The organism is Photobacterium sp. 53610 (genome assembly GCF_036409375.1).
In the GTDB taxonomy this organism is placed as follows: domain Bacteria; phylum Pseudomonadota; class Gammaproteobacteria; order Enterobacterales; family Vibrionaceae; genus Photobacterium.
Genome location: NZ_JAXOFS010000004.1, coordinates 23,245 through 35,900 on the forward strand (window position 1 = coordinate 23,245; position 12,656 = coordinate 35,900).

The following is a 12,656-nucleotide window of genomic DNA, read 5'->3' on the forward strand; positions in this document are numbered from 1 at the left end:
GCCACAGATTAGAGATAGCGATCTCAATCAGTTATGCTTGTAACAACTTTCACTCTGCGACTCAGTGACAAGGAAAACATCATGCTGAAACTGCTGTACACCACTGCCTTCTGTCTCCTCTTTGCCCTTCCGGCCATGGCGCAAGAAGAAGAGGTTCCCTATTCGGAACAACCGACTCTGGATAAGCCATTGATGGAAAGGTACATCATGGATGAGCTGAAATCCCTGCGCCAGGATCAGCAAGATCTGGAACGTCGCCTGACGGTTTCATTCACCGATCGGGAATTGGCCGTTGCCGACAAATCGCTCAACTACGCGAACGTAACCGTCACTTACTTTTTCTATCTGATCGCAGGTGCGGCTTCACTGATTGCTCTGGTCGGCTGGCAATCGCTGAAAGAAATCAAAGTCAATACAAAAAAAATGGCCGATCAGCAGCTGCAGGAAATCACCGAACAGTATGAGAAGAAATTCCAGATGCTGGAACGGGATCTGAAAAGAAAAACCCGCATTATCGCGCAGAACAATAAAGAGATTGAAATCATCAACGAGGTTCATAACCTCTGGCTTCGGGCACAGAGCTCTCAAACGGCCGAGCAAAAAATGGAAGTCTATGATGAAATTCTCAAGCTGCGGCCGGGCGATCTGGAAGCTTTAACTCACAAAGCCGACGCCGCCATGGAAATCCGTGAATTCCACTGGGCGCTGAGTATCTGTAACCGGGTTCTGGAAGTCGACGGTACGAATGCAAATGCACTGTATCAGAGAGCCTGTGCCTACGCCTGTTTGGGTGCCGAAGATCAGGCCGTCTCGGATCTTGAGCGAGCCATTCAGGGCAGCGCATTTCTGGTAGAACTGGCGCGTGACGAGGCTGATTTTGAAACCCTTCATGGTCATGAACGTTTTGATCAGCTGATCTCTCATCATCATGATTAGCGAGCTATGATTCAGGTATGGCAAGGGAATCGCCTTCATTTTGACGGCTTCTGCGACGCTGCCCTCCCTGTCGCGGATATTCTCTGGACAAGTTAATGACAGCGCGCTTAGTATCTCTTTAAACGACGTTTTTACCGAGTTAACGGAGTAACCCATGCAAGCAACTACCCGCCAGATGCAGGCCCGCAAACACATTGCCCTTGTCGCACACGATAACTGTAAAAGTCATTTGCAGCGTTGGGTTGAGGAGCACAAAACAAAGCTGGTTCAGCATACCCTTTATGCAACAGGGACAACGGGGCACCTGTTAGCCAAGCAAACCGGACTGCCTGTGAACTGCCTGCTCAGCGGCCCGATGGGGGGCGATCAGCAGTTGGGTGCCCTGATCTGCGAAGGCAAAATCGACATGATGATCTTCTTCTGGGACCCGCTCAATGCGGTTCCGCACGACCCGGACGTCAAGGCCCTGCTTCGAATTGCCGCGGTCTGGAATATCCCGGTTGCCACCAACCGTGCCAGCGCCAACTTCATGATCGAATCCAGCATGATGGATCAGGAAGTACTGATTGAGATCCCGGATTACGAAGCCTATCTGGCTGAGCGCCTTTCTTAATCTCAGCTCATGATACGTCCGGTCTCAACCCCCTTCACGTTTAATACCGATTTTGAAACCGGCAGCAAATTGATCATCGTCAGATAGTCGTTTTCCTCAACCAATCACCGCCATCCCCGCGAAAGCGGGGAGCCGGGGCATGCCGCAACAACACCAATCCGGGTTCTGAGTTTCCTGCTCCTCCAGTCCGGACATGAACCCATCCTCCCGATTCAGCGCGAGGCTCCCCGGCAGGCAAAGCCCCATTTTTCGGTATATGCTTTCAATCAATACCAAAAACAAACTGTTACCTCATGGTGGCCTATGAAAGCCTGGACCCTGACAGAACCCAACGGACTGGATTGTCTGCAACTGACCCGAACAACCCGCCCCAAACCCGGTCCGACAGAAGTCAGGATTCAGGTTGCCGCAGCAGGCCTCAATCCCATCGATTACAAACTTGCCCATTGGGGGTATGCCACCTGGGATTATCCGCAGGTCATGGGGATGGATATCGCGGGAACCATTGAATCTGTCGGATCCCGGGTCAGACAATACAAGCCCGGGGACCGGGTCTTTACCTTCCTCGACCCGCGCCAGTGCGGCGGATTCGCGGAATATGTCTGCTGCAAAACCGACGCACTGAGCCGATTACCGGCCTCCGTCAGCTTTGAGCAGGCTGCAGCGCTGCCTTCTGCAGGCTACAGCGCCTGGCTGGCCGTTCATGACAAGCTCCGTCTGGCCCCGGGACAACGGATAGCGATCACCGGTGCAGGCGGTGGCGTCGGGGGCTTTGCGGCACAACTGGCCAAGCTGGCCGATGCCACCGTTTATGCCATTGCGGCCAAGCAGCATCATGCCAGATTACAAAGTTACGGCGTGGATGCCGTGATTGATGCAGACAAAGAAAATGTCGCATTACGCCTTATTGAACTGACTGAAGACAGACTGCTGCACGCCGTAATTGACTGCGTCTCCGCCCGCTCGGGCAGTCTGATGAGTTCGCTGATCCGATACAACGGGCAGATTGTGATGGTCGCTGACCAGTTTAACCAGGTGCCCTTGCTCGCAACGACGAAAGCCATCAGCATGCACGAAGTGGCGCTCCACGGGACTTATGCCCATGGCGCACCGGAAGATATCCGTCATCTGGCCGATATCGGAAACAGCCTGAGTAATCTGGTCGCGGAAGGGAAACTGGACCCGATGCTGGATAAGCTGTTTCCCTTTGATCAGTTGAAAAACGGGCTGACGCAGCTGTACAACCAGCAGCACAGCGGCAAACTGGTCGTGGTGCTGGATTAGTTCAGGTGCTGACCTGTGGGCAGACTAACGGCCCGGTTTTTTGATCTTATTGTTGACCGGATAACGATCCTCAATCATTTCATGAATGAAAGGAGAAATGGTTTCCGGGTTGGCACAAATCCACACATGCTCCTTGGCCCGGGTCATTGCCACATAAAACAACCGGCGTTCTTCCGCATCGGCAATCCCTTCATTACCACCGGATTGCAGGCAGGCCAGCAGACCCCGGTCTCTGTCCGGTGCCGGAAATACACCCCGGTTGGCATTGAGCACGAATACAAAATCAGCTTCACGGCCTTTACTGGCATGGCAGGTCATAAACTGAAGATTTAACTGCGGCCACTGCGATTGCCAGTCCGCCAGTTTTTCCGGCCGGTGGTCATGATTCCGCCCCAGCAGCAATACTGTGACTTCTTTCTTCACTTTTGAAGCCAGCTGAACCAGTTCCTGTTCCAGCAAATCCTGCGCCAGCAGCGTCACCGCTTTGCGTTTCTGTTTTTTGAAACTCTTGAGTGACTTTTTCAGCTGTTGCGGATTTTGCTGAATAAACAGATTCGCGACTTCACCGATCATATTGTTAAAGCGGTAAGTCGTATCCAGTTCCATCACATGGCTGGCACCAAACCGCTGTTCAAATCCCGTGGTCAGATTGACATCCGCTCCGGCAAAGCGATAAATCGCCTGCCAGTCATCCCCGACGGCATACAGCGTGGGTGCGAGTGCGCCTTCCCGTACAGGCTGGCAAATGGCATCAATCAGCGCCAGCCGGTGCGGCGAAATATCCTGATATTCGTCCACCATCACGAAACGCCATTCCGGTACAAACTTACCCTGTTTCACATACTCAGTGGCGGTCTGGATCATTGAATTAAAATCAATCTGACGATTGGCTTTCAGGTGCTGGCTGTACGCTTTATAACAAGGCCACAACAGCGCCAGTTCACTTTTCATCTGCGCTTTGTCGTCATGACCCAGTGCACTGTCCACCAGCGCCGACAACACGGATTTATTCCCGCCGTGCTGTCCGATCAGTTCAAGATGGCGCCAGACCCAGTTCAGTAACTCTTCGCTCCGGGCCTGCGCCTCCATCGAGTTATCCCCCCGAAAACCCGGCAAACGCCATTGGGTCAGATGTTTCTGCCAGCGTTTGGCGGCAGCCTCATTCTGCCACTGATCTTTCAGTAAGGCCGACAGCCACTCGTGACGCGCCTGTTCGTCCAGGACCAGAGGAGACACCGCAGGTAATTCCCCTTCGACGGCCTGAATGATCTGGCATCCCAGACTGTGGAAGGTCGCCACCCGGATCCCACGCCCGACTTTTTCGGTCAGTCGTTCACTCATTTCTTCGGCTGCTTTTCGGCCAAAAGCCAGCAACAGGATTTCACCCGGCTCCGCCTGCTGGCTGGCAAGCAGGTACCCGGCCCGGGCGACCAGAACACTGGTTTTTCCCGAACCGGCACCGGCAAGGATCAGGTTATGGTCCTGATTCAGCAATACAGCCTGACGCTGAGACATATTCAGCGGCGACGATTCAATGCGGTCAAACCAGGAAGACCATTTCTCAGTTTCCGTTTGCATCCAGGTTTGGTTGGCTTCCTCAACCCACGCCGGATCATCTTCCAGCCAGGGAGAAATGCGCTCGAAGGCCATCGGACGGAAGGACGCCGCCAGTTCATCGGTCAGTCCGGCTTCTCTCAGGGCCGTATGCAAAGAATCCTGTAAATTCAGGTGAGCAGAGCGGCGCTTATAGCCGGGCTCCGTCATAAAAGCATCAATGTCAGACAGCATCTTCGGCAGATGCTGATCTAATGTTTCTACCCGGCCCCGGGCCCAGTGACGGTAAGTGCTGACAAGGTGTTCAGCGAAATCTTTACAGGCTTGCCAGGGCAGGCCATGGATGGTCCAGCTGGCAGATTGATCGGCTGAGGTCAGTTCCAAGGCCCCCCACATCACCCCGCGGTGCAGCGTCACGGAGCCGTCCCAGTCATCGAATGACAGGACTTCGCTTCCTTCCAGGCTCTCAAGCAGCACCTGCTCTTCCCCCAGTTCAATGCTGCAAAAATCTCCCTGCACCAACCATTGTGCAAGCCAATTGGCTGTTAATCGCATGTTGTATCCTGACACCTTGTTTTACCGAGCGAGAAGATTATCAAGATCTGTACACAGACCATAGCGGTAAGCACCTTATTTACGTAAAATTTGAGACAAAAATGTCTGCCGCTTCAAAACTGTGTTCTGTCTCGGCACTTACCGGATATGCAATGATAAAACGCTCCCTGCTCATGCCCATTCGTCGCTACTGGGCCAAAGAACGCTTCCAGCTCAGTGCCCGTGTTGCCATCGCCCTGATTTGTGCTGTTATCCCCTGCTGGTATCTGAATGCGACGACAGCCGTCACCCCGTTAGTCCTCGGCATCATTGCATCGGCGCTGGCAGAAACAGATGACAACCTGACCGGACGACTGAAAGCCCTGACCATGACGCTGCTGTGCTTTCTGGTGGCGTCCCTGTCGGTCGAGCTGTTGTTTGACTCGCCCGTTCTTTTTGCCATCGGTTTGTTCACATCCAGCTTCATCTTCATGATGCTGGGCGCGATGGGCACGCGCTATGCCAGTATTGCTTTTGCTTCACTGCTGCTGGCGATTTACACCATGCTCGGCGCCGAAAACAGTCAGGATTTATGGTTCCAGCCGGTCTTATTGCTGGCAGGTGCAAGTGGCTACGGGCTGCTTTCCCTGATCTGGCAGATGCTCTGGCCGAATCAGGCTGTCCAGCACAGCCTGGCCAGCGTTTTTGAAGCTCTCGCCGATTATCTGGATGACAAAAGCCGCTGGTTCCGGCCGGTTGAGAATCTGGATCCCCAGCAGTTGCGTATTCAGGCTGCCGGCAGTAACGCGAGAGTTGTTTCCGCACTGAATCAGGTCAAGATGACGCTGCTGAACCGGGCCAAACGCGTCCAGCCGAATCAGCGCGGGCATCGTTTTCTGAGTCTGTACTTTCACGCTCAGGATATTCACGAACGAATCAGCTCTTCCCACCAACGCTATCAGGATTTAGCCGCAGCGTTTCGCCGCAGCGATATCCTGTTCCGTTTTCAGGATCTGATGCACCAGCAAGCTGCGGCGTGCCGGCAGATCAGCCACTGCCTGGCGATGGGACACCACTATCGCCACAGCCTCGACAACAGCCTGGCGCTGGATGAACTGAAGGAATCGCTGGATTACCTGAAAGCGCAGAAAAATCCGGACTGGCGATCGTTTCTGGTTCAGCTGGATTATCTGTTCAGTAATCTGGCAACCGTCGAACGTCAGCTCACGAACCTCAACAACCCGGATGTCAGCGAGCCACAGGAAGACACTGAGCTGGCAGACTCTGAAGCCCATACACTGGCCGGGTTATGGCAGCGGGTGAAAAGTCAGCTGCATACCGACAGTCAGTTGTTCCGCCATGCAATCCGCATCGCCATTGCGTTAACTGTCGGATACGGCGTGATCCAGCTGTTGGACCTCAAGCACGGCTTCTGGATCCTGCTGACCACGCTCTTTGTTTGTCAGCCCAACTATAGCGCGACCCGCCAGAAGCTGACTCAGCGGATCATCGGAACACTGGGTGGTCTGCTCATTGGTCTGCCTTTACTGTATCTGTTTCCGGGTCAGGAAGGACAACTGGTGCTTATGATTCTTGCCGGGGTCGCTTTCTTTATCCTGCGCAATCAGCAATATACGCTGGCAACCGGCTTTATCACCCTGCTGGTTCTGTTCTGCTTTAACCAGTTAGGCGCCGGGTTTGCGGTCATGCTGCCCCGTCTGGGCGATACACTGGTCGGCTGTGTGCTCGCAGTACTGGCGGTCACTTTTATTCTGCCTGACTGGCAATCCCGCCGGCTGCACAAAATCATGGCTGCGGCTGTCACCACCAACCGGGATTATCTGGCTCAGATCATCGGCCAGTACCGGATCGGCAAGAAGGACAGCCTGAGCTACCGGATCGCCCGCCGAGAGGCCCACAACACGGATGCTCAGCTCAGCACGGCCATCAGCAATATGCTGGCCGAACCGGGCCGCTACCGGCTGGCCATCGAAGAATGCTTCCGCTTTCTCACGCTCAACCATGCCATGCTGAATTACATTTCGACGCTGGGCGCACACCGGACTCAGCTCGATGAACACAAAACTCACAAGCTGATCGCCCAGGCACACAGCCAGATCCATCTCCAGCTGGAAGCGCTGGCACAGCAACTGGCAGACAAACATTGCGCCCCGCCACCGGAAACGGACAGCAGTCTGGAACAGGCACTGGCGACGTGGCGGGAAGGCGACGATCAGTCGGTCCGCCTGATTTTGCAACAGCTGTTTCTGATCCAGCGGATGCTGCCGGAACTGCATTCAATGGCCAATAAACTGGCCGCCAGAACCCAGCAGGCCAACATGACTGGCAAGTAAATCTGCAGTAGCGATATCAACCTTAAACTGATACATATTCAGCCAATCAAACCACTTCAGGCATAATTTATCTTCAGTTATGCCTGTAATGGTATAGAATCCAGCCCATTCCTCGTTCCTGTTCTGTTGACTGAATACCATGATTGATTTCACGACACTGCCACTGTACCTGACTGCGGTGGTAGCTCTGTTGCTGGTGCCCGGGCCAGACATGCTGCTGATTGCCAGTTCAAGCCTGAGCTATGGCAAACGGGTCGGATTATTTGCCAGTCTTGGCAATGCCACATCAGGCCTGATTCTGACGTTTCTGGCCGCCATGGGGGTCTCGGCACTGATTGCCATGAGCCCCATCGCACTGGAAGCACTGCGCTATCTGGGCGGAGCTTACCTGCTGAAAATGGGCTGGGATTGCCTGCGCAGCCAGCCGGCAGAATCGCCGACTGTGGAAGCACAGAAAGGCTTGGCACGCGCCTTATATCGTCGTGCAGTCTTTAGTAACCTGCTGAACCCGAAAGCACTGATTTTTTTCGTCCTGTTTCTGCCTCAGTTTGTCTCCGGCCAGATTGAAGCCAGTTCAGGAGAGCAAATGCTGGCGCTCGGACTGGTGCTGAACGTCATGGGACTGGCATTCAATCTGCTGCTGGTGGTCCTGGCGGGCACACTGGGACAGCCGCTGCTCAGAAACGCAAAGTTCCGGGCGAACCAGAACAAGTTCATGGGCTGTATTTTTATCTTGCTGGCGCTGTGGCTGCTGCTTTCCCAGTTACCGCAAGCCTGAACCTTCTGTTCAAAAAAAGCCTCCCAACCAGGAGGCCTTTTTTCTTTGATTCAGACTATTTTCCTCTCGCATCAAGCCGTTTCAAACAGCCAGACACGACTTTCGTAAGGACACAGTTTGCCGGCCAGGCTGACCGTTGAGGCTTCTGCATCCTCATAATTGCACAGCAGCGTTTTCCCCCGGCTGAAATCCAGCACGCCATCCGCACCAATGACAGTACTCAGGTCGAAATCCACCAGCTCTGCCGAGTAATTATTCAGGCAGATCAGGGTTTGTTCCCCGGTCCGGCGACGGTATACATGCAGCGCTTGATCCTCAGGCAGCAAATCGGTGTAATCGCCTTCTACAATCACCGCCACCTGTTTTCTCAGCGCAATCAATTTTCGGTAGTAATGGAAAACGGACTGCGGGTCAGCCTGCGCCTGCCCGGCATTAATGCGGGGATAATTCTCTGCCACATCAATCCAGGGCGTTCCCTGAGTAAACCCGGCATGCCTCGTGTTATCCCATTGCATCGGTGTCCGGGAGTTATCCCGGGAACGCTGAGCCAGAATCGCCAGGGCTTCCGCTTCACTCAGTCCCTGTTCTGTGGTCAGAATACGGAACATATTGATGCTTTCCACATCGCGATACTGCTCAATCCGGCTAAAGCCCGGGTTGGTCATCCCCAGCTCTTCGCCCTGATACACATAAGGTGTGCCCTGCATCATGTGCAGCGAGGTCGCCAGCATCTTGGCGGACTGTTCGCGGTACACCCCATCCTGTCCGAAGCGGCTGACCACCCGGGGCTGATCATGGTTACACCAGAACAGTGCGCCCCAGCCCTGATCGTGCAATCCGTGTTGCCAGTGGCTGAACAACTGCTTGAGCGCAAGAAAATCCATCGGGGCCAGTTTCCACTTTTCACCGTCCGGATAATCCACTTTCAGGTGATGGAAGTTAAAAACCATCGACAGCTCTTTACCGTCTGTCGCCGAGTACTGCTGGCAATGTTCCAGTGTCGTCGATGACATTTCACCCACGGTGACTGACCCGTATTTCTGAAACACATCCGCGCTGATTTCCTGCAGATACTCATGAACACGGGGGCCATCGGTATAAAAACGGCGTCCGTCTCCGTGGTCATCGCTGGGGAAATCCTGCTGCTTGGAAATCAGGTTGATCACGTCCAGCCGGAAACCATCAACACCCTTTTCAGCCCAGAAGCTGATAACCTGCTTCACTTCCTCCCGAACTTTCGGATTTTCCCAGTTCAGATCCGCCTGTTCTCTGGCAAACAGATGCAGGTAATACTGCTGTGTGGGTTCATGCCATTCCCAGGCGTTCCCGCCGAATTTCGACTGCCAGTTATTCGGTTCCCGGCCGTCTACTGCATCCTGCCAGATGTAGTAATCCCGGTACGGACTGTGTTTATCTGCCAGCGCCTGCTGAAACCAGGCATGCTCTGTGGAGGTGTGATTGACAACAATATCCATGATGATACGGATACCCCGCTGACGGGCCTCATCCAGCAGGCGGTCAAAATCGGCCATGGTGCCGAAATTCGGGTTGATGCTGTAGTAGTCGGAAATATCGTACCCGTTATCAATCATCGGCGATGCATAGACTGGTGTGAGCCAGATGGCATCAACACCCAGTGCCTGCAAATAAGGCAACCGCTGGGTGATCCCATTGAGATCGCCGGTGCCTTTGTCTCCACTGTCAGCAAAGCTTTTCGGATAAATCTGATAAACCGTGGCTGTCCGCCACCAGGGTTGAGTTGTTTTTGTCATGTGACCTAGCCTTGAAAAGAAACGGCAGCTTTGCTGCCGTTCAATGACGTTATGCTGTTTGTGGTTGTTGATTGTTCAGTTGACCTTTTGCCGCAGCACGTTTGTACATCACCAGCGTCAGGACCAGCGGCACAGCAATGGCCACCACCATCGCCAGCAGATAAACCAGCCAGTACTGCGGCTGAATTGAAAGGATACCCGGCAGACCGCCGACACCAATGCCGTTCGCCATCACGCCGGATGCACCGCAGATCGCTGCGGCCAGTGCTGAGCCGATCATTGCGCACAGCATCGGGAACTTGTATTTCAGGTTGATGCCGTACATCGCAGGTTCCGTGACCCCCAGGTAGGCTGAAATAGCCGCCGGGACGGAAATCTCACGCTCGTTCTCTTTCTTACTGATGATGATAATACCGACCACAGCCGACGCCTGCGCGATATTAGACAGGGCAATCAATGGCCAGATTGGCGTGCCACCCATGTCCTGCATCAGTTGCAGATCCACAGCATTGGTGGTGTGGTGAATACCCGTGATCACCAAAGGCGCGTAGAGGAAACCAAACAGTACAGCACCCAGAATTGCAAAGTCGCCGGTCATAGCGGCTTTAGCTATATAAGCCACCCCATCACCCAGCATCCGGCCAAACGGGCCAATCAGGGCGTGAGCCAGCACCACCGCGGTAATCAGGGAAATAAACGGCACAACCACTAAATAGAGGTAATCCGGAATGATGCGCTTCAGCCGTGTTTCGATAAAGGCCAGTGCAATCCCCGCCAGCATCGCCGGAATGACCTGCGCCTGATACCCGACTTTCTCAATCACGAACCAGCCGAAGTCCCACACTTCCGGCACTTGTTTCCCGATCAGATACGCATTCATCAGCTGAGGAGACACCAGTGTAACCCCCAGCACGATCCCCAGAATCGGCGTCCCACCCAGTTTTTTTACGGTTGACCAGCACACGCCGACCGGCAGGAAGAAGAAAATTGCCTCGCCGATCAGCCACAGGAATGCATGCACCTGCGCCCAGAACGGACTGATTTGCGTCAGTGTCTTGCCGTCGAACATGGCAATGTCGCCAATGACATTGCGGAAGCCCAGAATCAGACCACCGGTGATAATGGCTGGCAGCAACGGTACAAAGATTTCGGCAAGATGGGAAATACCGCGCTCCAGCAAACTCATGTTCTGACGGGCAGCCACTTTCGCTTCATCTTTGCTGGCTGCTTTGCCGCCCATCATAGCATTCATTTGCTTGTAAACCTGATCAACCTCGGTTCCGATCACAACCTGAAACTGACCGGCATTGGTAAAACAGCCTTTCACCATAGGCAAAGCTTCCAGCCCGGCCGTATCGGCCTGTTTCGGGTCCTGTAACACAAAGCGCAGCCGGGTCAGGCAGTGGCTGACACTGACAATGTTCGCCTCGCCGCCGATGCGGGCGACGAGCTGTTCTATCTGCTGTTGGTCGATTTTACTCATGCCGATATCCGTTTAAGTCGTAGGTACACAGGGGGATGTTGTTATCGTCTTTATTAAATTGGGAATGTTCCCAAAACACACCGCTAATGATGAACCTGACAAAAAGAATTGCAAATGGGAATGTTCCCAAATTGTGTGACAACTCACGAACTGTGTCCTGTTTGAGGATAGACATAAAACCCGGATCACGTTCACGACAGTGTTCGCAGACTTGTCCGAGAAAGCGAACGCAGGGACCTTGATAAAAGTGTGCTTGAGTTAGCTCTGGCTTGAGTTAGCTCTGGCTTGAGTTAGTCCTGGCCTGAATTTCTGATCGTCAGGAACTGGAAGGTGCGCTGGCTTGCTGAATCAGATGGGTAATGGCAGCGCCCTGCTGCAAATGCTGCAATAACAATTGGGCTGCGCGCTGACCCGCATCGAAGTAACCCGGGTCAATGCTGAACGTGTTGGAAAACATAAAACTCAGCAGATCCGTTGCCCCCACGCCAGAGACAATCACCTCTGTCCGCTGAATTTCCTGAAGTCGCTTGGCGACGCCCATCGCCAGTGTGTCACTGGCACAGACAATGGCCTGCGTCTGCGCATTCAGGACTTTATCCGTCAGCTTGTAGGCACTGTCGTAACTGAGTTCGCCTGTCTGATAACAGGGCTCAATCTGACGCTCCCGGCAGGCGGCCAGATAAGCATCCAGACGAAACTGTCCTGTGGTCCGGTCGGCGGGATCCACACCGATATAACTGATTTGTTTCAGCCCCTGCTCAGCCAGCTGCTGCATCGCCAGACGGATCATCCCCTGATTGTCGTAACTAACGGATGAAACCGAATCGGTATCGACGGCAATCACAACAGCACGCTGTGCAAACCCATTCAGGATCGTGTCGTCAAAACCCGAAAAGCCAAAGACGATCACCCCATCCACATTGCGCTTTTCCAGCACGGCAAGATGCTCGCGGGTTTTCTCAGCGCTGAACTGGCTTTCCATGATCACGGCATCATAACCGGCCGCATAGATCACGGCCAGAATGCCTCGGACCGCTTTATTTTCAGACGGTGAATCGAGTCGCGACACCACCACGCCTATCACTTTGCTGGAGCCTCCACGCATCGACTGCGCTGATTTCGACGGCACATAGCCTGAATCACGAATGACTTCTTCGACTTTTTTACGGGTCGCAGGTTTGACCCGGGGATCTTGCGTCAGCACCCGGGAAACCGTGGATTTACCCACACCGGCCAGCTTCGCTATATCAAGAATGGTGAGTTTCTGTGCCATAGAATATTTTCGTGCGCCATGCAAAAGGCTTTGTCTGTCAACGCCGTATTGTCACTGTCTTGCCAGTGACCTGCA

Annotated in this window: 9 protein-coding genes; 5 read left to right on the forward strand and 4 right to left on the reverse strand. The window is 53.8% G+C overall.

Annotation, left to right across the window (positions count from 1 at the left end; genetic code table 11):
• Positions 1 to 135: 135 nt before the first annotated feature.
• The 3 genes from SPK40_RS12265 (at position 136) to SPK40_RS12275 (ending at position 2,833) form a co-directional block, all read left to right on the forward strand.
• Complete coding sequence (locus SPK40_RS12265; RefSeq protein WP_371929395.1) at positions 136 to 936, forward strand: TPR end-of-group domain-containing protein; 801 nt, start codon at positions 136 to 138, stop codon at positions 934 to 936.
• A 154-nt stretch (positions 937 to 1,090) separates the two neighbouring features.
• Positions 1,091 to 1,549, forward strand: a complete 459-nt coding sequence (locus tag SPK40_RS12270) for a methylglyoxal synthase (RefSeq protein ID WP_248139383.1) — start codon at positions 1,091 to 1,093, stop codon at positions 1,547 to 1,549.
• A 303-nt stretch (positions 1,550 to 1,852) separates the two neighbouring features.
• Positions 1,853 to 2,833 carry an alcohol dehydrogenase catalytic domain-containing protein gene (locus tag SPK40_RS12275; RefSeq protein ID WP_330960648.1) on the forward strand — a complete coding sequence of 327 codons (981 nt, stop codon included), beginning with the start codon at positions 1,853 to 1,855 and terminating at the stop codon, positions 2,831 to 2,833.
• 24 nt (positions 2,834 to 2,857) lie between these two features.
• Here SPK40_RS12275 and helD read toward each other — a convergent pair whose 3' ends face one another.
• Positions 2,858 to 4,942, reverse strand: coding sequence for a DNA helicase IV (gene helD, locus SPK40_RS12280; RefSeq protein WP_330960649.1), 2,085 nt, complete (start codon positions 4,940 to 4,942; stop codon positions 2,858 to 2,860).
• Positions 4,943 to 5,094: 152 nt separating this feature from the next.
• Between helD and yccS the strand changes: the two genes are divergently transcribed.
• Both yccS and SPK40_RS12290 read left to right on the forward strand, forming a co-directional pair.
• A complete protein-coding gene (gene yccS / locus SPK40_RS12285; RefSeq protein WP_442957571.1) occupies positions 5,095 to 7,275 on the forward strand; it encodes a YccS family putative transporter in 2,181 nt (726 codons plus the stop codon).
• Positions 7,276 to 7,414: 139 nt separating this feature from the next.
• Positions 7,415 to 8,053, forward strand: coding sequence for a LysE family translocator (locus tag SPK40_RS12290; RefSeq protein ID WP_248139379.1), 639 nt, complete (start codon positions 7,415 to 7,417; stop codon positions 8,051 to 8,053).
• 71 nt (positions 8,054 to 8,124) lie between these two features.
• Here the strand turns inward: SPK40_RS12290 and treC are convergent, their stop codons facing one another.
• The 3 genes from treC to treR all read right to left on the reverse strand — a co-directional run bounded on the left by treC (position 8,125) and on the right by treR (position 12,581).
• A complete protein-coding gene (treC, locus tag SPK40_RS12295) occupies positions 8,125 to 9,825 on the reverse strand; it encodes an alpha,alpha-phosphotrehalase (RefSeq protein ID WP_330960650.1) in 1,701 nt (566 codons plus the stop codon).
• Positions 9,826 to 9,874: 49 nt separating this feature from the next.
• Positions 9,875 to 11,308, reverse strand: a complete 1,434-nt coding sequence (gene treB, locus SPK40_RS12300) for a PTS trehalose transporter subunit IIBC (protein WP_330960651.1) — start codon at positions 11,306 to 11,308, stop codon at positions 9,875 to 9,877.
• A 316-nt stretch (positions 11,309 to 11,624) separates the two neighbouring features.
• Positions 11,625 to 12,581: a trehalose operon repressor TreR gene (treR, locus tag SPK40_RS12305; RefSeq protein WP_248139374.1), complete on the reverse strand. Its 957-nt coding sequence runs from the start codon at positions 12,579 to 12,581 to the stop codon at positions 11,625 to 11,627.
• Positions 12,582 to 12,656 lie beyond the last annotated feature (75 nt).